Origin of the sequence: Bradyrhizobium sp. ISRA442, assembly GCF_038085055.1 — a bacterium.
In the GTDB taxonomy this organism is placed as follows: domain Bacteria; phylum Pseudomonadota; class Alphaproteobacteria; order Rhizobiales; family Xanthobacteraceae; genus Bradyrhizobium.
Map to the genome: position 1 here is coordinate 435159 of NZ_JALGCN010000005.1, position 20492 is coordinate 455650.

The following is a 20492-nucleotide window of genomic DNA, read 5'->3' on the forward strand; positions in this document are numbered from 1 at the left end:
GGCGCCCAAATTCTTGATCTGCGTTAACGCCGCGCGCGAGTTGTTCACAGGCTCGAGACCAAGTTTTTGAATCCGCGTGGAGAATCGAAAGCTCCGCGCGTTGTGTGACAATTCCCCGACGGCGGCCAAAAATATTTTACAAAACCTTCACGCGAGTGCCGCGTGGGCTCATTTTCCAAATGGTTGTCCGCGCTATGTGGATAAGTGATTATCGAAGCATCGTTTTTCGAGTCTCGTTTTGCAGGGTAACTTTGCCGCGACGCGCCGTCCCGTCAGACGGCGCTGTGTAGAGCTCATCTCGCGCAAATTCATTTTAGCCCCGCCCTGCAAGGGTTTTTTGCAATGCGGTGAAAGTTTCCGCTGTCGCAAAACCATCAGCGGTAAAATTACGGAGCGAGACGTCCCGCGGCGACACGCATCTTCTCTTCCGACCCAAGTCTTCCGACCCAAGTCTTCCGACCCAAGGCTCTTCCGACCGAAGGCTCATCGTCGTGCGAGCGCGTGCTTGAATTGTGACAGACAACAAAAAAGCCCGGCAGGATGCCGGGCTGATTGATGCGCGCGATGATCGATCGGATCAATCGATCGGATGACTCGCAGAGCTTGCTTGGAAGCTTGCTTGGAAGCTTACTTGGCGAGCTTGGCGATCTGCGCGGTGAGCCGCGAGACTTTGCGGCTGGCGTTGTTCTTGTGAATGATGTTGCGCTGGGCGGCGCGCATCAGGGCGGGCTCCGCAGTCGCCAGCGCCTTCAGCGCAGCGGTGCGATCGCCGGTCTTGATGGCTTCTTCGACAGTGCGGACGGCGCCGCGCATCTGGGTGCGGCGCGACTTGTTGACGGCGGTGCGGCGGGCGATCTTGCGCGTCGCTTTCTTGGCGGAAGTGGTGTTGGCCATAGTCTCAATGTCCTTTGCGGTAACCGGTCGCGTTTTGGTCGGGTAGCGCCGGCTGCTTGAACCGCGTAATCGACGCTCGGATTTAGGGTGTTCGGTTGCTAAGGCCGTCCCCGGAGCATGAGCGACCGCCTTGCGGCGTCACCTTCGTCTGCTCAAAGAACAGCGGCGGCGGGATTGCACCCGCCGCCAGTTGGCGTCCTTATAGAGGGGGTCTGCCGCACCGTCAACGCCCTCTAGGGCTGGGAAGGCCGGCCCCGGACGGTCCGGAGAGGGCCGTAACGTGCTGATGAGGTTGAATTTCTGCCGTTAGCCCGCTATTGGCTGGCGGCGCTTCGAGGCCGCCCCGACCGGGCGGCCCTATAAGGTGACGCATGATCCGCGGCTTTTTCCGACTGATTGGGCTGTTGTTGCTGGCCGGCGGCTTCGTCTTCATGGTCTATGACGGCGCCCGCTGGGTGGCCGACCAGACCCTGCGGTTCACCCGCTTCGGCCAGTTCTGGAACGATGTCCATCAGGCCAGCCAGCAGGCGGTCCGGACCTGGGTGGAGGCCAAGGCGCCCTGGCTCTGGACCTCCGTGATCCGCGTGATCCTGGACCAGCCGGCTTTCGCCGTCCTTGGCATCCTCGGCATCCTCCTGATGATCCTGTTCCGGCCGCGGAAACCGCTGATCGGCTATTCGCGGGACTAAGGTCCTGCGCGCGCGGGCGCGTAACGGGGCTGCCCGTCCCGACGTAATTGCCTATATTCCACCCGTAGTCACGAGCACGCCGCCCGAGCGCCTGGTTTGAACCTTTGGCTCGGGGGACGGTGAGCTCGTCCCGGAGATCCGATCATGCTGTTCATGCGCAAGTCCACCGCACTGCCGAGCGCAGCCGAAGCGCTGCCGGGCCGTGCGCAACCGATCCCCACCGCGACCACTCACTTCGTCAACGGCGCGAAGCTGCAGCCGCCTTATCCCGCGGGCCTCGAGCAGGCCGTGTTCGGGCTCGGCTGCTTCTGGGGCGCCGAGCGCAAGTTCTGGGAGCTCGGCGATGGTATCCATGTCACCGCCGTCGGCTATGCAGGCGGCCACACGCCGAACCCGACCTATGAGGAAGTCTGCTCGGGGCGCACCGGCCACACCGAGGTGGTGCTGGTCGTGTTCGATCCGAACAAGATCTCGTATGCACGGCTGTTGAAGGCATTCTGGGAGAACCACGACCCGACGCAGGGCATGCGCCAGGGCAACGACGTCGGCACGCAGTATCGAAGCGCGATCTACACTTTCAGCGACGTGCAGAAGAAGGCGGCCGAGGAATCGAAGGCGCTCTATCAGAAGGCGCTCAAAGCCAAGGGGCTCGATGCGATTACGACCGAGATCGCGCCGGCCGGCGAGTTCTACTTTGCCGAAGACTACCACCAGCAATATCTGGCCAAGAATCCGGCCGGCTATTGCGGTCTCGGCGGCACCGGCGTGTCCTGCCCGATCGGCGTCGGCGTGAGCGCGTAAGCGCAAATCGATATGCATCGCGGTTACCCTCCCCTGGAGGGCGAGGGTCGGCTCATATTGAGCGCACCGAAATAGAAATATGAGACGGGGTGGGGTGATCTCTCAACGCGGACAGTGTTCGATGCGGAGAGACCGTCATCCCACCCGCTCGCGCTTCGCGCGATCGACCCACGAGCGAGCTACGCTCGTCTCGGATCCCTCCAGGGAGGGTTTCCGAAACGCTTTATTAACCATACCCAGTGCAAGACTGGAGCTGTCTCCTTCAAGGGATGGGTCCGGTGCCGGTTGCACGCGCGTTTCGATGGTCGGTCTTGGTTGCGTCCGCGGCGCTCGCCCTTGGCGGCTGCATGCAGACCACGGGCCCAGTCGCGATGGCGCAGCCGGGCAGCGATCTCGACTACATGGCGTATGGCCAGCCTGGTGGGCCTCAAGCAGTTGCCGTCGCCGACACGTCCGGTGGCGGCGCCATCAGCGCACTCCGCAATTCCTTTGCCGCAGCGCCTGGGCCGATGCCCGCCGGCTATGCCGCGCCCGCGCAGGGCCGCTATGTTGCCTCCTATCATCTCGATGCCGGCGACAAGCTCCGCGTCGTGGTCTACGGCCAGGAAGGCCTCACCAACAGCTATGCGATCGATGCCGGCGGCGCGATCACCATGCCGCTGATCGGCGCCGTGCCGGCGCGTGGCCGCACCACGGCGGGGCTCGCCAGCGAGATCGCGGCGCGCCTGCGCAACGGCTATATCCGCGAGCCCTCGGTCGCGGTCGAGATCGAGGCCTATCGCCCCTTCTTCATTCTCGGTGAAGTCACCGCGCCCGGCCAGTATCCTTATGTGCCGAACATGACGGTCGAAAGCGCGGTCGCAATCGCCGGCGGCTTCTCGCCGCGTGCGAAACGTGACGCAGTGACTGTCACGCATACCGAAGCCGGCGGCGCGATGCGCGCCGTGGTGCCGCTCGGCACCCCCTTGAGCCCCGGCGACACGGTGTTGGTCGGCGAGCGCTGGTTCTAAAAGCTCTCTCCTCCGTCATTCCGGGGCGCGACGAAGTCGCGAGCCCGGATTCCATCGCGCCACCAACTCTGAGATACGATGGAGTCCGGGCCTGCGCCTTGCGGCGCATCCCCGTTGCGCACTTGCGCAACGTGGGATGACGGCGGTGAGAGCCGCGCGCTATTTCAAATGCTTCGCGAAAAACGCCAGGCTGCGCGGCCAGGCGGTGTCGGCGCTGGCCTTGTCGTAGCTCGCGCGCTCGTCGCAATGGAAGCCGTGCTGGGCGCCCGGATAGATGAAGACCTCGACCTCCGGCCGCTTCGTCTTGATGGTCTCGACATCGGTCAAGGCAATGCCGGCATCCTTCTCGCCGAAATGGAGCTGCGTCGGCACCTTCGGCGCCTCGTCGGCAAAGCGCACGATCGCGCCGCCGTAATAGCCGATCGCGGCCTTGAGGCCGGACAGACGCGTGGCCGCGACATAGGCGACGCTGCCGCCGAGGCAGAAGCCGATGATGCCGACCGGGCCGACATTCTTCACCGCATCGATCGCGGCCTGCGTGTCGCGCAGCATCGCGGTCCAGTCGGGACTGGCGACGAACTTGCGCGCCTCGGCGATCTCATCGGGCGAATAGCCCGATTGGAAATTGGGCGAGGTGCGGTCGAAGATCGACGGCGCGATCGCGACATAACCTTCGCTGGCGATGCGATCGCATACCGAGCGGATGTGGTGATTGACCCCAAAGATCTCCTGGATCACCACGATCGCGCCCTTCGGCGCGCCGCTGGGATCGGCGCGGTAGGCACCGAGCTGGAAATTGTCGGAAGCCGTCAGTTTGATGTCTTGTCCCACGCGGGTCGTCCTTCTTTGTTGATCGTCGATCGCGAGCCCCGCTCTCACCCCTCATCCCGAGGAGCGCGTCAGCGCGACTCGGAGGATGAAGGCCGAGAGGTGGCAGCGGGGCCTTTCATGGTTCTCGCGGCGATACGCAGCATCGTCCGCGCCTGGCGGCGCTCCTCACCGTGAAGAATGAGAGCTGCAATCACTCCCACATCCAGTTCTCACCGTAATCCTCCTTCCATCCTGCCAGCCGTCCATGGCGGAATTGCAGGAAGAGGCGATGGCGATACGGTATCAGCCGGCTGCCGCCGATGTTGCGCAGAGCAAGATAGAGCTCGTTGCCCGGGCGGCCCCGCACATATTGCAAGGGCTGGCCCAATGCCCGTGTGGTCTGTTCGGTGTCCATGCCGAATGCCAACGGCGTATTGTTCGAGAGCGTCATTACGAAGGGCAGGCGCGGCGGTGGCGCGCCGAACGGATCGGCCTGTACTGAGGCCGGCATTGAGATGACCACCGCCACCATGCCGGCGGCCAACATCGCCTGCTTCATTGCCGCACCCTCGTTCAACCGGTTTGTCGCGGCAAGTTCTTCAGGAAAGGCACGACCGCGTCAACAAAAGCCTGCGGCTGATCGATGTTGACGGCGTGTCCGGCCGCGGGGATCACGACCTTTTGTGCGCCGGGGATCTTTGCCGCCATGTAGTCGGACGCCGCGAGAAATGGCGCATCGTCGGCGCCGACCACGATCAGCGACGGTACCCTGATGTCGGGGAGGAGCTCGATCACCTTCGCATCGCGCTGGGTCAGCATGCCGCGCGCGGCATGCGCAAGGCCCTTGGCGTTGCGATGGCTGGCGGTCGCGCGTTCGCGCGTCGCCGCTTTCAGCACGTCGAGGCCTTCGCGATCGAGCTTGTCGGCCGTGGCGAGCGCACGCGCATTCCAGGCCTCGCGTGCATCGTCCTTCTTGAAGCCCGGGCCGGTGTCGATGATCAGGAGCGCGCGGGTGCGCTGCGGATGGGCGCGGCAGAAGGCGAGCGACATGTAGCCGCCGAGCGATAGCCCGCCGATGATGGCGCGATCGGTGCCGACCGCATCGAGGATCGCCGCCATGTCGCCGACCGTGAGCGCTTCGCTGTAAGCGTTCGGATCGTCCGGATAGTCGGACTGACCGTGGCCGCGCATATCCCACAAAACGAGCTTATGGTTCGCTGCGAGCGCGTCGATCTGGCCGTGCCACATCGCCGAGGTCGAGGAATAGCCGTGGGTGAGCAGCAGCGGCGCACCCTCGCCATGCACCTCGTAATAGATCCCGACGCCGTCCCGATCGATCCTTGGCATTGCATCCGCCCTTTATGTTTCGACGCCCATCTGGCGCTTCACCTCTCCCGAAGGGAGAGGTCGGATCGCATCGAAAGATGCGATCCGGGTGAGGGGTAACAGTCTCACTAGATGCTGCGGCCCCTCACCCGGATTGCTTCGCAATCCGACCTCTCCCCGCTGGGGAGAGGTGGACACGCGGCGGACGCCTTCATCTCATCATACTCTAGCCGCCGGGTTACTCGGAGGAAACCGCCTGGCCGCGATGGCATGCATGCTCGAGGCTGAACCTTCGTGGTGCACGGATGCCCTTGTCGCGTCGCACAACAGGCAGCGGCCGGTTTGTTTCGATCGATTCCAAATTGCATTTGCCTCGGCGCCTGAACGCGATCATTCTTGCCGCCAAGGCGGGCGCGGGCCCGGTGGGCGCCCGCCATACAAGTTGCCGCCGTAAGCGGCTTCATGCACCGGCAGGGGAAGACGCCTATGCCAACTCTCACCATCAACGGGCGGAGTATGTCCGTGGATGCGGCGAACGACACGCCGCTCCTCTGGGCGATCCGCGAGCAATTGCAGATGACCGGCACCAAGTTCGGCTGCGGAGCCGGCCTGTGCGGTGCCTGCACCGTGCACGTCAACGGCGAGGCTGTGCGCTCGTGCCAGACCATGGTCGGCGATGTCGCCGGCAAGAAGATCACCACCATCGAAGGCCTGTCCGCCAAGGGTGATCATCCGCTGCAGAAGGCGTGGATCGCCGAGCAGGTCCCGCAATGCGGCTACTGCCAGTCCGGACAGATCATGCAGGCAGCTTCGCTGCTTGCGAAGAATTCCAACCCGACCAAGGAAGAGGTCGTCGCGCACATGGACGGCAATCTCTGCCGTTGCATGACCTATTCGCGGATCCAGAAGGCGATCATGCGCGCCGCATCCGAGATGCGCACCGCATCCGCCTCCGGCAACGAGCGGAGGCACACATGAATCGGCACGTGAAGAACGTTACCCCCGAGACGGCTGACCTCAGCCGCCGTTCGTTCCTGGTCGGCACCGCTGCGACCGGGCTCGTGCTCGGCTATGCCGGCGTGCCCGGCATCGGCGAAGCACTCGCTGCAGCTCCCGCCAATTTCGAGCCGAGCGTCTGGTATGCGATCGCGCCCGATGGTCTCGTCACCGTGACCTGCGGCAAGGCCGACATGGGCCAGCACATCGCCTCCACCATGGCGCAGATCGTCTGCGAGGAGCTGGGGGCGAAGTGGAGCGACATGCGCGTTGCGCTTGCCTCCAACGATCCGAAGTTCAACGATCCCGTGCTGGGCGCGCAGATCACCGGCGGAAGCTGGTCGACCATGATGAACTTCGAGGCGATGAGCCGCGCGGGTGCCGCCGGCCGCATCGCGCTGACGGAAGGTGCGGCCGCGGCAATGGGCGTGCCGGCCTCAGAGCTCGTGGTGCGCGATTCCGTGATCGCGCATCCGAAGTCGAAGAAGCAGATGTCGTTCGCCGACGTCGTGAGAAGCGGCAAGGCGACAAAGACGTTCACGCCGGACGAGCTCAAGGCGATCACGCTGAAGACACCGGATCAATACACCATGATCGGCGTGTCGGTGCCGCAGCTCGACATCCCCTCCAAGACCAACGGCACGGCGAAGTACGGCATCGACGTGATGCTGCCGGGCATGGTCCACGGCGCGGTGGTCACGCCGCCGGTGCGCTTCGGCGCGACGGTGAAATCGGTCGATGACAGCGGCGCGAAGAAGGTGCCGGGGTTCATCAAGGCCGTCACCCTCGACGACAAGACGGGGACGACGTCGGGGTGGGTTGTGGCAGTTGCCAACACCTACGCCAACGCCAAGAAGGCGGCGGCGGCGCTGAAGGTCGCCTATGACGGCGGTCCGAATGCAAAGCTGTCGAGCCAGTCGCTGCTCGATGAGGCCAAGCGGCTTCAGCAGCTCGACGATTCCGGCCAGTTCTTCGTCAAGGATGGCGATCCCACGGCCGCGTTCGGCTCGGCGGCCAAGGTGCTGGAGGCGGAATACACCACCAACATCAACATCCATGCGCCGATGGAGCCGATGAACGCCACCGCGGAGTTCAAGGGCGACATCCTGCACATCTATTCCGGCAACCAGTTCGCGACGCGCTCCGGCGCGATCGCTGCGGGCGCGGCCGGGATCGATCCGAAATTCGTCGTCATGCACCAGATGTGGCTCGGCGGCGGCTTCGGCCGCAGGCTGGACGCCGACATGATGGTGCCGGCGGTGCAGGCGGCCAAGGCGGTCGGCAAGCCGGTGAAGGTGATCTATACGCGCGAGAACGACATGACGATGGATTTCTCGCGTCCCCTCACCTACCAGAAGGTGAAGGCCGGCGTGGACGGCGACGGCAAGCTCGTCGCGATTAGCCACGACGTGGTCTCGGCCTGGCCGACCGCACGCTGGGGAATCCCCGATTTCCTGACGCCCTCGGTCGACAAGAAGGGGCCGCTCGACTCCTTCACGGTGAACGGTGCGGACTTCTTCTACACCGTGCCCAACCACTACGTGCGCGCGATCAAGAACGAGCTCGCGCACAATGCCACGCCGTCCGGTCAGCTCCGCTCGGTGGCGCCCGGCTGGACCTTCTGGGCGGTCGAAAGCATGATCGACGAGATCGCGGCTGCGACCAACCAGGATCCGGCGCAGTTCCGCATCGCGCTGCTCGACGGCAAGGGCAAGAACGATGGCGGCGCGCAGCGGCTGCGCAACACGCTGCTCGCGGCGATGGGACTCTCCGGCTACGGCACCAAGAAGCTGCCGAAAGGCGAGGGCATGGGCGTTGCCTGCGTGTCGTCGCAGGAGCGTGCCACCGCAAGCTGGACGGCGTGTGTCGCCCATGTCGCCGTCGCGCCCTCGGGCGAGGTGACCGTGAAGAAGCTCACGGTCGCGACCGACGTCGGCACCCAGGTGCATCCCGACAACATCCGCGCCCAGGTCGAGGGCGCGGCGCTGTGGGGCCTGTCGCTGGCGATGTACGAAAAGGCGACGCTGAAGGATGGTGGCATCGAGCAGACCAACTTCGACAGCTACACGCCTCTGCGCATGAGCCAGATGCCAGAGATCGCGGTCGCCGTGATCGCCAATGGCGAGAAAGCCACCGGCGTCGGCGAGCCCGCGGTGACGGTCGTCGCCCCCGCCATCGGCAACGCCATCTTCAACGCCTCCGGTGCCCGCGTGCGGGCGCTGCCGATCACGGCCGAGGCCGTGAAGGCGGGCATGAAGGCGTAAGCCGGCTCGCGGTCGCGAGGTCAGACGATCCGCCGGAGGACAACCTCCGGCGGATTTTTTTGTGGCATGCCGTCTCCGCAGTCTCTCTGTCATGCCCCGCGAAGGCGGGGCATCCAGTACGCTGCGGCCTCTCCGTATTCGACCGACATCTCGGAGTACTGGATCGCCCGCGTTCGCGGGCGATGACAGTGAGGAGATTTCAGAGCTCGAAATCTCCTTTGTCATCAATGGCCCTGCTACTTTGCATGGGGTTGTTTTCGAGATTTTGGTTCGGGCGCGCCAGCGCTGCCAAATTCCCTAAAATTTGACCATTCCCCGCAGGGTTCCATTGAGCACGCATCTTAAGGGCCGGAGAACCTGATCCGGCTTAGGCTGTCGCACAATACGCACGTGCTCTCAGTTGCTTTGGGGAAGCCATGACCGCCTCAGCCAAACCAGCCGCCAAACGCCGGCTTCTGCTCGCCTCCGATCGGAGCGACGAGAGCAGCGAACTCGCCAGCATTTTGCAGGCGGTCGGCGACGTTTCGACGGTTTCGACCGAGGACATCCCCGAGCAGCCGGGGCGCGATCTCTCCGGCATCGTGGTCGACATCAACCTGCGCTCGCCAGAGAGCGTGCAGCGGGTGCGCAACAAGCTGCGCGGCGATGCCTATCGCTCGATGCCGCGGCTGTTCGTGCTCGCGGATGCCCTGCATCACGGCACCATGCAGGCCTGGGCGCTCGGGGCCACCGACACGATCTCGCGGCCGCTCCAGGCCGAGGCCATCCTGCAGCGGATCCGCGCTGCCTTCCCCGACACTGCCGCCTATGATGCAACCGATCGCGGCAAGACGCTCAATCGCGGCGTCGAGGCGGCGCATGCGGTCCTGACCAAGATGTTCGAGAAGCTGCCGCTCGGCGTGCCCCTGACCTTCGACGATGTGATCGCCGCAGAGAGCAAGATTTTGAAGGCGATCAAGCATTCCTCGCTGCGCGAGTGGCTCACCACCGTCGGCTGCCACCATGTCGGCAGCTATCGGCATTGCCTGTTCGTCACCGGCTTTGCCGTCGCCTTCGCGCAGCATCTCGGCATGCGCGAGGACGACCAGCGCCGGCTCACCCGGGCCGCGCTGCTGCACGACGTCGGCAAGGCCTTCGTTCCGACCGCACTGCTCGACAAGCCCGGCAAGCTCACCGACGAGGAGATGGACGAGGTCCGCCAGCATCCGCGCCGCGGCTATGATGCGCTCGCAGCTCAAGGCGGCTTTCCGCCGGAGATGCTGGATGTGGTCCTGCATCACCACGAATTTCTCGACGGCAGCGGCTATCCCAATGGCCTGTCGTCGAACCAGATCAGCGACATCGTGCGACTCACCACCATCGTCGACATCTACGCCGCGCTGGTGGAGAAGCGCGCCTACCGCATGCCCTTCACCCACTCCCGGGCGTTCGCGATGATGGAAGGCATGGGCGGCAAGCTCGACCAGCAGCTCCTGCAGGCGTTCCGGCCCGTGGCGCTGGGGTCGTTCTGACTCGGTGTCGTCCTGGCGAAAGCCAGGACGACGTTGTGGCGATGGTTCACGCGACAACGACCGGCCACGCGCTACTCCACCATCTTCCGCAGCTCCGCCTTCGCCACCTTCTCCAGCGTCGAGCGCGGCATGTCGTCGACGAAGCGGATCTCGCGCGGCAGCTTGAAGTCGGCAAGGCCGGCGCGGCAGGCGGCCATCACGGTGTCGTGCAGGTCGGGCGGCGCGCCGGCGACGCCGCCTTGCGGGATGATGAAGACCACAGGCACCTCGTCCAGCATCGGGTGCTTCTTGGCCACCACGGCCGCCTCGCGCACGCCCGGCACCAGCGCGATCACCTGCTCGATCTCGGACGCCGCGACATTCTCGCCGCCGACCTTCAGCATGTCCTTGGCGCGGTCGCCGAAGCGGATGTAGCCGTTGTCGAGCCGCACGACGCGATCGCCGGTGATGAAGAATCCGTGCTCGTCGAAGCTCTCGCGTGTCGCCTTTTCGTTGTGCAGATATTCCGCGAACAGCGACAGGCCGGGAATGCCCTTGATCGAGAGATTGCCGGTGTCGCCGACCTCCGTCGGCCGGCCATCGTCATCGGTGATGCGGATCTCATACTCCGGCGCGGCGCGGCCGATCGACATCGGGATGTTGGGCTGATCGACCTCGCCGATGATGCCGTGGGTGATGGTCTCGGTCATGCCCCACCAGCCGATGATTTTGACGCCGAAGGCCGCGAAGGCCGGCGGCTCGTTGACCGCGGTGCCCCATAGGCGGAATTTGTGATCCCGGGGGATCTCGTGCTCGAGCAGCGCCTTCATGCAGAACGGGATCGTCGAGGTCCAGGTCGAGCCGTGCTCGCGCGCGACACCCCAGAAGCGGCTCGCCGAGAAGCGCGGCTGGATCACGCAGGAGCCGCCGACCCACAGCGTCGCCAGCATGGAATAGGCCAGCGCATTGGTGTGAAACAGCGGCAGATAGGTCTGGTGCACGTCGCTGGCGTGCAGGTCCTCATGCGCTGCGTTGATCTTGGCACCCCACAGCGCGTTGGCGTGGGTCCAGAGCACCGCCTTCGGGCGCGACGTCGTGCCCGAGGTGTACTGCACGCTGCACGGCGCGAGCGGATCGGTGGCGCGCCGCGGACGGTCGGCGCTGTCGGCAAACAGCGCCTCGAAGCTGTCGCCGCGCGCTATGGCTTGCGCGGGTGTCGCGCCCGCATCATGCGAGGTCACCGCCATCCAGCGCAGCTCGCGGCAGTGCTTTGCGACGATTTCCGCATAGGCCGGCTGCGTGATCGCGGCGACCGCGCCGCAATGACCGGCGAAATATTCCATCTCGGCCGGCGCCGAACGGGTGTTGGTGGTCACCGCGATCGCGCCGAGCTCGACGCAGGCAAACCAGGCCAGCATCGCCTCGATGCAATTGTCGAGATGGATCAGTACATATTCGCCCGGCTTCACGCCGCGTCTTGCGAGTCCCGCCGCGAGTGCGCCGACCCGCTCGTGGAATTCGCCGTAGCTCCAGCGCCGCGCCGGCGCGTCGAACAGCGCCCAGATCAGAAACGGATGATCGCGGCGCACCTCGGCGCGCATCTTGAGCAGCCAGGGCACGTCGAGACCTGCAAATGGACCCACTACTCCGGCTACGGCTTGCGAATTCGGCATGTGTCCTCCCGTGCAGCCTGTTTTGGGTGGCGGCTGCTTTTGTGTCGGGAGTCTTTCTGCCATCGGATGGGGCGAGGGGCAAATGCATGCGCGACATGCGGCTATGGCACACGCGCTCTCACCATCGTCATGGCCGGGCTTGAGGATCGAGCGAGTGGCGCCCGCACGCCCTAATCTTCGTACGACGAAATTTCGATCAGGCTGCCGTCCGGATCGCGGCAATAGACCGAGCGCAGCGTGCCGCGGGCGCCCTGCTTGGGAACCGGGCCTTCCTCGATCGCGACACCGTTTGCCTGCAAATGCGCCACGACCTCATCGGGTGTGGCGGAGGTGAGAAAGCACAGATCCTCGCTGCCGGCGGTCGCCCGGTCCGCGGTGAACCATTCCACCCTGTCGGCATCGCGCGGCCGGACGTTGATCTTCTGGTTACCGAATTGAAGCGAAGTCCGCGGCGCTTTGCCGCCACCGGGGTCGAAGACCTTGACTTCCATGCCGAGGATCTTGCGATACCACTCGGTGGTGCGTGCGACGTCAGAGACATTGATCACGAGGTGATCGAGAGCCTCGACCTTGACCGGCATGTCTTTATCCTTTGCTTATCCTTTGCCTTATCCTTTCGTCGCGGCGTGCCGCGCGCACTTTCCGCATGCGGCAAGCTTTGTTACAACGCCGCCCACGACGCTTTCAAGAACAACAAGTCGGGAGAGATTTTGAGATGATCACACGCCGTACCGCGCTGGGCCTGCTCGCAGCCAGTCCGCTTGCAGCCACCCCGCTGTCGAAGGCGCTTGCCGCCGATTATCCGGCGCATCCGGTGAAATGGGTTGTCGGCTATCCGCCGGGCGGAGCCACCGATATCCTGGCGCGCCTGATCGGCCAGCGGCTGTCGGAAAAGTTCGGCCAGCAATTCGTGATCGAGAACAAGCCGGGCGCCGGCAACAACATCGGTACCGAATCTGTGGTCAACGCTGAGCCCGACGGCTACACCTTGCTGCTGGTCAATCCGGCCAACTACATCAACGCCTCGCTCTACGCCAATCTGAAGTTCAAATTCGTGAGCGACATCGCACCGGTCGCCTCGTTCCAGCGCGTGCCGAACGTGATGACCGTCAACAAGGACGTGCCGGCGAAGAACGTCGCCGAGTTCATCGAATATGTGAAGGCCAATCCCGGCAAGGTGAACATGGCCTCGTCCGGCAACGGCACCTCGGTGCATCTGTCCGGCGAGATGTTCATGGCGATGACCGGCTGCAAGATGCAGCACGTGCCTTATCGTGGCGCCGCGCCCGCGATCACCGACATGCTCGGCGGCCAGGTGCAGGTGATCTTCGACAACATGCCCTCGATCATCCAACACATCCGTTCTGGCGCGCTTCGCGCGATCGGCGTGACCACGACGGAGCGTTCCCCGCTGCTGCCCGACGTGCAAGCGGTCGCAGAGACCGTGAAGGGTTATGAGGCGAGCGCATTGTTCGGCATGGGCGCGCCGAAGAACACGCCGAAGGAGATCATCGCCAAGCTCAACAGTGAGATCAACGCGATCCTCGCCGAGCCCGATATGAAGAAGCGCCTGGTCGAGCTCGGCGGCGATCCACTGGTCCAGACGCCGGAAAAGTTCGGCGATGACATCAAGGCCGAGACCGACAAGTGGAAGAAGGTCGTCGAATTCGCCGGCCTCAAGGTCGAGTAGCGGTCTTGTGATGGCCGGAGGCGGCCAGGAATGGAGCCCTGTCGTATGACAGGGCTTTTTTTCTTGGTGCCTAGTCCGGTTGATCCGGAATAAAACGGTGTGCCGAGACCTGATGATGGATGGCGCTGCATCTCGCGCCGTGAAGAGAGGAGTTGGGATCATGCGCAAGACGCAATTGGCGTTGCTGACGCTGGGTGCGACGGTCCTTGCCGGTGTTGTCAGCGTCACTCCCGCGGCGGCGCGCGACTATCCCTGGTGCGCCCAGGGCGGCGAGTTCGATTATCCCGGCGAATGCGCCTACAGCACCTATGAGCAATGTCTGGCCAGCGTCTCCGGCCGGCTGTTGTACTGCGGTCCCAATCCGCTTGTCGCCTATGGTCAGGCGCCTTGGCCGCAACCGCAGCCGCTACCGCAGCCGCGTCGGCGCGCGCGGCCCGTCACGCCGTACTAGAGGCGCTTTTCCAGTCTGATCGTTCCGTGGGCGGTCTTGTCGCCCAATCACGCAGTCGTGCAACCCGCCCCGCGTGGGTTCCGGCTTGACGTCCGTTCGTTCGCCCCTATACTAAACCATATGGTTAAGTATCAGGACGAGACGCTGGACCGCACCTTTGCGGCATTGTCCGATCCGACGCGGCGCGCGCTGCTGGCACGCCTCGGCGCGCAGGACAGCCTGTCGGTGAGTGAGCTGGCCGCGCCGTTTCCGATCTCGCTGCCGGCGATCATGAAACATCTCGATGTGTTGTCGGATGCCGGACTGATCGTGCGGGAGAAGAGCGGGCGTACGGTCTCTTGCCGGCTCACCGCGAGGCCGATGGAGCAGGCGATGAACTGGCTCAATCGCTACGCGCAGTTCTGGTCCGACAATCTCGATCGCCTTGCCGCCTTTGTGGAGGAAAACCCATGGCCAACGCAGCCGCTGGCGCCGATCTCCGTGCCGCCGAACGCCCAAGCCTCACGCTCACGCGCCGCCTCCGCGCGCGGCCGGAAAAGGTCTACGCCGCCTGGACGCAAGCCGAGCAGCTAGTGCGATGGTTCGGGCCGCCGAACATGAAACCGGCCACGCTGAACGCCGAGCTCGACGTCCGCGCCGGCGGCCGCTACCGGATCAGCTTCACCCGCGACGACGGCGAATATTTCGAAGCCGGCGGGACCTACCGCGAGGTGGTGCCGAACGAGCGGCTGGTTTTCACCTGGGCCTGGCATTCGACGCCAGAGCGCGAATCGCTCGTGACGATCACACTGAAGCCGGACAGCACCGGCACGTTGATGGTGTTCCATCACGCCCAGTTCTTCGACGAAACCGCACGCGACAACCATCAGCGCGGCTGGAGCTCGTTCTTCGACAAGCTCGACGCCTTCGTCGCCTGATCCCTTCAGAGGAGGACGCCATGCAACAACATCAGATCGTCTCGCGCGAGCAATGGATTGCGGCCCGCAAAGCCCATCTGGCGCATGAGAAGGAGCTGACACAGGCGCGCGAGCGCCTCGCCGAGGAACGCCGCCGGCTTCCGTGGGTCAAGGTCGACAAGAACTACGTCTTCGACAGCCCGAACGGTAAGATCACCCTCGGCGATCTCTTCAAGGGCCGGCCGCAACTCGTGGTGCAGCACGTGATGTTCGCGCCCGACTGGGACGCCGCCTGCAAGAGCTGCTCGTTCTGGGCCGACGGGTTTGAGCGCATGGTGCCGCACCTCGCCGCGCGCGACACCACTATGGTCGCGGTCTCGCTGGCGCCGGTGGCCAAGCTCGAGGCCTTCAAGAAGCGGATGGGCTGGACCTTCGATTGGGTCTCCTCCGGCGACAACGACTTCAACTCCGACTACGAAGTCACGTTCAGTCGCGAGCAAATCGACAAGGGCGTGCCGAAGTACAATTTCGGTACCACGCCGTTCTATGGCCCCGAGCTGCCCGGCATCAGCGTGTTCTACCGCAACGAGGCCGGCGAGATCTTTCACACCTATTCCTGCTTTGCGCGCGGCCTCGACATGATGAATGCCGCCTATCAGTACCTCGACCTCACGCCGCTCGGCCGTCACGAGGAGGGGCTGCCATATCCAATGGATTGGGTCCGCCTGCGCGACCAGTACGAGCCGCAGGCGACCAAGGGGGCGTGCTGTCACGGGTGAGGGGCGCGCCGGCCATTGCGCCCATCACCCTACCGCTTCGCGTCCGCCTGCTCGGTGCCGTTGCAGGAGATCAGCATGGTGTAGGGGCGTGCATTGCCGGCGATGTCGGTGGTCTTGAGCTCGCCCTTGGGCTCCGCGGTCTGATAGGGCACCACCGAATTGTCGAGGAAGTCGCGCAGCGCACCGGTCTTGATGGCGAAGTTGATGTTCTCGGTAAGCTGCCCGGTCTCCTTGATCATCCTCAGTGCATTGAGTTTGGACACAACGACGCCTGCCACCTGGCCGGACATATCGAACAACGGCCCACCGCTGTTGCCTGCCTGGATTGCCGCGCTGATCTGCAAGCGACCTGTGTCATTGCGGATGCCGCTGAGTGAACTCACGACGCCGGTGGTCACGGTCAGGTCGGAGGTGAGCAAGCCGTGCAAGGGAAAGCCGATGGCCACGACGGAATCGCCGGAGTGCATCGAGCGGTCGCGGATTCTTGCAAAATCCTTGAATGTGACCGTTGCCGGCGCTCGCAGCAGCGCGAGATCGTTGGTTGCATCGCTGGATACGACCCGCAAGACCATCGCGGCCTCGCCGGCAAGATTGCCCTTGATATCCCCGACGCAGCCGTCAATCACGTGATGATTGGTCACGATATGCCCGCTCGGGCTGACCACGAAGCCCGTGCCGCTGATGCTCACGGCTCGACCGGATTTGCCTGCTGGCGAGGGCGTCTGCTTATCCGCGGCAGCCGGGGGCTTTGCGGCAACCTTCGTAAAATCGCCGGCCTTGTCGATCCCGTCGGCTTTCACCCTGGTGACGCAATTGGCGAGCGCCGCGATCAAGGGCGCGGTCGAGGTCAACTGGAACTGCAGCGCGGTACGACCCGCGGTCGCCACCATCAGGCTCGCCTTCTGAAACGTGCGCGTGACGTTGGGCGGCATGATGGCGGTGAGCATGTTCGGCGCATTGGCGGTCGCGAACAGCCGAGCCTGCTCCTGGCCGTCGAAGATCACGTCGATCGCGGCGTTCTCGCCCTTGGTGAACTTGAATGCGGGGCTGGCAAAGCTCAAAAGCCAGGAACCGGCCACGTTCTGGCCGACGACGAGGCTGACGCCGTTGGCATAGGGCGCGGTCGCCGCACAATGCGAGAAGGCGCGCGTTTCATCATTGGTGAAGGCACCGCCGATCCAATTGCCGGTGCTCACCGAGCCGAACGGTCCCGCTGCATTCGCAACTCCGATCGCGAGCGCCTGCAGCAGGCACGCGATGACAGCCGACTTCAACATATTAACGCCCCCGGAATGCCATGATCCGCATCTTATCTGCCTGACACGATTCTGTGCAACCGGCAGTTGTTGGCTCGGGGCCGTGTCGCCGTAATCGACTTTCAGGCTTGCCGTTGCTTTGCGATACGGTATACTTTGCGATACAAAGTGAACGGTAAGTGATCACAAGGAAACGCGGACGGAGCGAGATATTGGCGTCGCAGATGCGCGATCTCGACAAGGCACTGGCCGATATCGTGGCGATCCGCAGCCAGATCGCGGCCGGCACGGCGTTTCGCGGCTACGGCCCCGCGACCATGGCGGCAACCGGCGCCGTCGCGCTGATCACCGCATTCCTGCAATTCTGGCTGCTCGGCGATCCCACCGGCGAGCCGCTCCGCTTCTTCCTTGGCTGGTTCATTGCCGCCGTCCTGTCCGGCCTGATGATCTGGATCGAAATGCGCGCGCGTTCGCGCCGCCATCACTCCGGCCTCGCCGATGCCATGATCCATCAGGCGGCCGAGCAGTTCCTTCCCGCCGGCATCGCAGGCGTGCTGCTTGCAGTGGTGATGTGGAAGTTCGCCGCCGAGACGCTCTGGCTCTTGCCGGGCCTGTGGCAGATCCTGGTGTCGCTCGGCATCTTCGCCTCCGTCCGCTCGCTGCCGCGCACCGTCGCGCTTGCCGGCGCCTGGTATTTCGTCTCGGGTTTCGCAGTGGTGGTGCTGGCGAGCGGGACCCACACGCTGTCGCCATGGACCATGGGCCTGCCCTTCGTGATCGGCCAGTCGGTGATGGCGGCCATTCTGTATTTCGCGTCCGGAGACAATGATGTCGAAGACTGACAGCGCGCCGTTTTCCTATGAGGGGTTAGACCGCGTGATCCACGAGAAGGCGAGGCTCGGGCTCCTGACCTCGCTGATGGCTTATCCCAAAGGCCTGGCATTTGCCGATCTCAAGCAGCTCTGCGGCCTGACTGACGGCAATCTCAGCCGGCATCTTGCCGTGCTCCAGGAAGCCGGCCTCGTCGAGGTGACCAAGGGTTACGAAGGCAACCGTCCGCACACCACCTGCCGCCTGACCAAGACCGGCCGCCGCCGCTTCCTCGACTATCTCGCCGTGCTCGAGCGCCTCGTGCGCGACGCCGCCAAGGCCGCCAGCCGCGAAGCGCCGCCGCTCGGCAGGCTCGGCATCCTTCCGACCTGATCGTCCCCCCTTTTTGACCGGAGACTTTGCAATGCAAAGTGGCGTCACGTCCCAGAACGAGAAGCTTCACGTTGGCATCATCATGGACGGCAACGGACGATGGGCGACGCGCCGCGGCCTGTCGCGCGCACGCGGCCATGAAGCCGGCGTCGAGGCGATCCGCCGCATCGTCGAGGCCGCGCCCAGGCAGGGCATCGGCACGCTGACGCTCTATGCCTTCTCGACCGACAATTGGCGCAGGCCCAAGGCCGAGGTCGCCGCACTCATGACGCTGCTCCGCTTCTATCTCGCCAACGAGGTGCAGAGCCTGCTGAAGAACGGCGTGCGCCTCACCGTGATCGGCCGCCGCGACCGCCTGCCGGACGGCATCGCCGCCGCTATCGCGCGTGCTGAGGACGCAACGGCGCATGGCAACGTGCTGCACTTGCGCATCGCCGTCGACTATTCGGCGCGCGATGCCATCCTCAACGCCGCGGCCAAGGCGGCCGCGCTGACGAGCCTCACCCGCGAGGCATTCTCCCAGCTCGTCACCGGGGAAGCGTCCTTGCGCGACGTCGATCTGATCATCCGCACCTCCGGCGAGAAACGGCTGTCAGACTTCCTGCTATGGGAAGGCGCCTACGCCGAGCTGCACTTCACCGAGCGGATGTGGCCCGAATTCGACGCCAATGATCTTGCCGAGGCGCTGGCGTCCTTCCACGGCCGTGAACGCCGTTTTGGCGGACTCCAGTCCCTGCCGCTGGAGCCGGCGCCAAGTCTTTAGCGCCAAGTCTTTAGCATCGGCTCTTTAGCATCGGCCGTGATGCCGAAAAATTGAGCAACGTCGCAACATTTATCGCTTCGACGTCTGTCGATCCCGCGCCTAGTCTCGGCCGCATCGGGAGTATCGTTGATGCCCTCAGTTTTGGACTTTTGCACCGGCGGGACGGAGCGGCAGGTCAAGGCCGGCACGCTCGTCATCGCCGAGGGCGGGACCACAGGCCATCTCTACGTTCTGATGGAGGGCAAGCTCGAGGTGATCAAGGGCGACATGGTGGTCGCCACCATCACCGAGCCCGGTGCGGTGCTCGGCGAAATGTCCGTGCTGCTCGGCCAGCCACACACCGCGACGGTGCGGGCCTGCTCCGATGCGATCATCTACGAATTCGACGATGCCGCCTCTTTCCTCAAGCGGGAGCCGGATGTGGCGATCCTGATCGCGCGCATGCTGGCCCAGCGGCTCAACGTCGCCAACACCTATCTCGCCGATCTCAAGCGGCAATATGCTGGCCACGGCACGCATCTGGCGATGGTCGGCGAGGTGCTCCAGAGCATGATCAACCTGCCGCCGCTTGAGGTCTCGCCAGGCTCGGATCGGCAATCCGATCCAAGGATGTGAGCCAGTCCGGCGGCTCCTCGACAAATGCAGCGGGCCGCTTCAGCGGCGCGTTGAGACCGATCCACTGTGCTTCGCCGGCGGCAAGCCAGAACGCCCGGTTCGCATCGAGATCCAGTACGATATGTGTCGGCGGCCGGCCGGGTTGTAGGCCCGCGTTGAACACCCAGGTCGGACCCAGCCGGTCGAACCATGAGCCGTCCTTGATGAACGGCGACTGATGCACGTGGCCCGAGATCACCATCGAGGGCTGATACTGCATGATCCACTGCACGAGCTCGACGTCGCCGAAGAAGCGCTTGCCGTCCCAGCTCGTCGGCGAATCCGCCGGCGGCGCGTGATGGGCCCAGATCCATCGCTGCGGCCGTTTGCCGGCGGCGTCGCGAAGCTGGTCCGCGATGCACTGCTTGACCTGCGGCCCATCCCACCACGGGCACACCGTGAACAACGTGTCGTCGATGGTGAGGCTGTCGCCGTCGCAGGCGATCCCGAGCTCGCGCACCCCCGCGATCCAGCGTGCGATCTTCTCGCCCTCCGCATTGCGCTCGTCGAGGTCGTGATTGCCGGAACAAAGGATGACGCGCGTCTGACCGGCCAGCAGCGCAAGGTACTTTCTCACCACCACGATCTGTGCGCGAAAGTCCACCATGGAGCCGACATCGAGGGCGTCGCCGGCAAAGATGATCAGGTCGAAATGCGGCGCGGCGCTCACCAGCCAGTCAAACTGCGGCAGCGAGTAGTGCAGGTCTGCAACGACCAGGCAGCGCATTGAAAATCCAATTGCCCAGGAAATGAACGAAGCCGGCAATCCGGATGATTGGAAAAGCAAGAACCAGACCAGCCCAGTGCCTGCCTGCCGCGTCAAATCAGCCGGCGACCGGTCATCGGA

Annotated in this window: 23 protein-coding genes; 15 read left to right on the plus strand and 8 right to left on the minus strand. The window is 64.4% G+C overall.

Translation table 11 applies throughout. The features are described from left to right. Positions 1 to 627 precede the first annotated feature (627 nt). Positions 628 to 894 carry a 30S ribosomal protein S20 gene (rpsT, locus tag MTR72_RS14275; protein ID WP_280967350.1) on the minus strand — a complete coding sequence of 89 codons (267 nt, stop codon included), beginning with the start codon at positions 892 to 894 and terminating at the stop codon, positions 628 to 630. Positions 895 to 1265: 371 nt separating this feature from the next. Here rpsT and MTR72_RS14280 point away from each other — a divergent pair, with 371 nt between their 5' ends. The 3 genes from MTR72_RS14280 to MTR72_RS14290 all read left to right on the plus strand — a co-directional run bounded on the left by MTR72_RS14280 (position 1266) and on the right by MTR72_RS14290 (position 3394). Next, on the plus strand, positions 1266 to 1583 hold the full coding sequence (locus MTR72_RS14280; RefSeq protein ID WP_280967349.1) for a hypothetical protein: 318 nt from the start codon (positions 1266 to 1268) through the stop codon (positions 1581 to 1583). Between the two features lie 144 nt (positions 1584 to 1727). Further along, entirely contained in the window at positions 1728 to 2384 is a 657-nt protein-coding gene (gene msrA, locus MTR72_RS14285; protein WP_280967348.1) for a peptide-methionine (S)-S-oxide reductase MsrA, read from the plus strand. 278 nt (positions 2385 to 2662) lie between these two features. Further along, positions 2663 to 3394, plus strand: a complete 732-nt coding sequence (locus MTR72_RS14290; RefSeq protein ID WP_280967347.1) for a polysaccharide biosynthesis/export family protein — start codon at positions 2663 to 2665, stop codon at positions 3392 to 3394. Positions 3395 to 3553: 159 nt separating this feature from the next. On the opposite strand, the gene MTR72_RS14295 is transcribed toward MTR72_RS14290, so the two are convergent. From MTR72_RS14295 to MTR72_RS14305, 3 genes are all read right to left on the minus strand, one after another. Continuing rightward, positions 3554 to 4225: a dienelactone hydrolase family protein gene (locus MTR72_RS14295; RefSeq protein ID WP_280967346.1), complete on the minus strand. Its 672-nt coding sequence runs from the start codon at positions 4223 to 4225 to the stop codon at positions 3554 to 3556. Between the two features lie 190 nt (positions 4226 to 4415). Continuing rightward, complete coding sequence (locus tag MTR72_RS14300; RefSeq protein ID WP_280967345.1) at positions 4416 to 4763, minus strand: hypothetical protein; 348 nt, start codon at positions 4761 to 4763, stop codon at positions 4416 to 4418. Between the two features lie 14 nt (positions 4764 to 4777). After that, positions 4778 to 5551, minus strand: a complete 774-nt coding sequence (locus MTR72_RS14305) for an alpha/beta fold hydrolase (RefSeq protein WP_280967344.1) — start codon at positions 5549 to 5551, stop codon at positions 4778 to 4780. A 465-nt stretch (positions 5552 to 6016) separates the two neighbouring features. Here MTR72_RS14305 and MTR72_RS14310 point away from each other — a divergent pair, with 465 nt between their 5' ends. The 3 genes from MTR72_RS14310 (at position 6017) to MTR72_RS14320 (ending at position 10301) form a co-directional block, all read left to right on the plus strand. Further along, positions 6017 to 6508, plus strand: a complete 492-nt coding sequence (locus MTR72_RS14310; protein ID WP_280967343.1) for a (2Fe-2S)-binding protein — start codon at positions 6017 to 6019, stop codon at positions 6506 to 6508. After that, positions 6505 to 8790, plus strand: coding sequence for a xanthine dehydrogenase family protein molybdopterin-binding subunit (locus MTR72_RS14315; RefSeq protein WP_341510425.1), 2286 nt, complete (start codon positions 6505 to 6507; stop codon positions 8788 to 8790). Before MTR72_RS14310 ends, MTR72_RS14315 begins: the two co-directional genes overlap by 4 nt. Before the next feature lie 416 nt (positions 8791 to 9206). Beyond that, positions 9207 to 10301, plus strand: a complete 1095-nt coding sequence (locus tag MTR72_RS14320) for an HD-GYP domain-containing protein (protein ID WP_280967341.1) — start codon at positions 9207 to 9209, stop codon at positions 10299 to 10301. A 71-nt stretch (positions 10302 to 10372) separates the two neighbouring features. On the opposite strand, the gene MTR72_RS14325 is transcribed toward MTR72_RS14320, so the two are convergent. After that, the gene (locus MTR72_RS14325) at positions 10373 to 11953 is read right to left on the minus strand and encodes an AMP-binding protein (RefSeq protein ID WP_341510426.1); all 1581 of its coding nucleotides are present in this window, start codon (positions 11951 to 11953) and stop codon (positions 10373 to 10375) included. A 170-nt stretch (positions 11954 to 12123) separates the two neighbouring features. After that, entirely contained in the window at positions 12124 to 12534 is a 411-nt protein-coding gene (locus MTR72_RS14330) for a VOC family protein (RefSeq protein WP_280967339.1), read from the minus strand. A 134-nt stretch (positions 12535 to 12668) separates the two neighbouring features. On the opposite strand from MTR72_RS14330, the gene MTR72_RS14335 reads away from it, so the two are divergent. The 5 genes from MTR72_RS14335 (at position 12669) to MTR72_RS14355 (ending at position 15769) form a co-directional block, all read left to right on the plus strand. Then, the gene (locus MTR72_RS14335) at positions 12669 to 13643 is read left to right on the plus strand and encodes a Bug family tripartite tricarboxylate transporter substrate binding protein (protein ID WP_280967338.1); all 975 of its coding nucleotides are present in this window, start codon (positions 12669 to 12671) and stop codon (positions 13641 to 13643) included. Positions 13644 to 13803: 160 nt separating this feature from the next. Next, positions 13804 to 14094, plus strand: coding sequence for a DUF3551 domain-containing protein (locus MTR72_RS14340; protein WP_280967337.1), 291 nt, complete (start codon positions 13804 to 13806; stop codon positions 14092 to 14094). Positions 14095 to 14214: 120 nt separating this feature from the next. Next, on the plus strand, positions 14215 to 14667 hold the full coding sequence (locus MTR72_RS14345; RefSeq protein ID WP_280967336.1) for an ArsR/SmtB family transcription factor: 453 nt from the start codon (positions 14215 to 14217) through the stop codon (positions 14665 to 14667). After that, the gene (locus MTR72_RS14350) at positions 14667 to 15011 is read left to right on the plus strand and encodes an SRPBCC family protein (RefSeq protein ID WP_280967335.1); all 345 of its coding nucleotides are present in this window, start codon (positions 14667 to 14669) and stop codon (positions 15009 to 15011) included. Before MTR72_RS14345 ends, MTR72_RS14350 begins: the two co-directional genes overlap by 1 nt. 20 nt (positions 15012 to 15031) lie before the next feature. After that, positions 15032 to 15769: a DUF899 domain-containing protein gene (locus MTR72_RS14355; protein WP_280967334.1), complete on the plus strand. Its 738-nt coding sequence runs from the start codon at positions 15032 to 15034 to the stop codon at positions 15767 to 15769. A gap of 29 nt (positions 15770 to 15798) precedes the next feature. Here the strand turns inward: MTR72_RS14355 and MTR72_RS14360 are convergent, their stop codons facing one another. Then, a complete protein-coding gene (locus tag MTR72_RS14360; RefSeq protein ID WP_280967333.1) occupies positions 15799 to 17046 on the minus strand; it encodes a S1C family serine protease in 1248 nt (415 codons plus the stop codon). Between the two features lie 203 nt (positions 17047 to 17249). Here MTR72_RS14360 and MTR72_RS14365 point away from each other — a divergent pair, with 203 nt between their 5' ends. The 4 genes from MTR72_RS14365 (at position 17250) to MTR72_RS14380 (ending at position 19606) form a co-directional block, all read left to right on the plus strand. Further along, the gene (locus MTR72_RS14365; RefSeq protein ID WP_280971153.1) at positions 17250 to 17867 is read left to right on the plus strand and encodes a hypothetical protein; all 618 of its coding nucleotides are present in this window, start codon (positions 17250 to 17252) and stop codon (positions 17865 to 17867) included. Further along, the gene (locus MTR72_RS14370) at positions 17854 to 18228 is read left to right on the plus strand and encodes a transcriptional regulator (protein WP_341510427.1); all 375 of its coding nucleotides are present in this window, start codon (positions 17854 to 17856) and stop codon (positions 18226 to 18228) included. Before MTR72_RS14365 ends, MTR72_RS14370 begins: the two co-directional genes overlap by 14 nt. Positions 18229 to 18259: 31 nt before the next feature. After that, positions 18260 to 18991 carry a di-trans,poly-cis-decaprenylcistransferase gene (locus MTR72_RS14375; RefSeq protein ID WP_280967331.1) on the plus strand — a complete coding sequence of 244 codons (732 nt, stop codon included), beginning with the start codon at positions 18260 to 18262 and terminating at the stop codon, positions 18989 to 18991. A gap of 129 nt (positions 18992 to 19120) precedes the next feature. After that, positions 19121 to 19606: a Crp/Fnr family transcriptional regulator gene (locus MTR72_RS14380; RefSeq protein ID WP_280967330.1), complete on the plus strand. Its 486-nt coding sequence runs from the start codon at positions 19121 to 19123 to the stop codon at positions 19604 to 19606. On the opposite strand, the gene MTR72_RS14385 is transcribed toward MTR72_RS14380, so the two are convergent. After that, positions 19545 to 20372 (minus strand): metallophosphoesterase family protein, encoded by an 828-nt coding sequence (locus MTR72_RS14385; protein ID WP_280967329.1) that lies wholly within the window; start codon positions 20370 to 20372, stop codon positions 19545 to 19547. The two genes, MTR72_RS14380 and MTR72_RS14385, sit on opposite strands and share 62 nt — an antisense overlap. Positions 20373 to 20492: the final 120 nt, after the last annotated feature.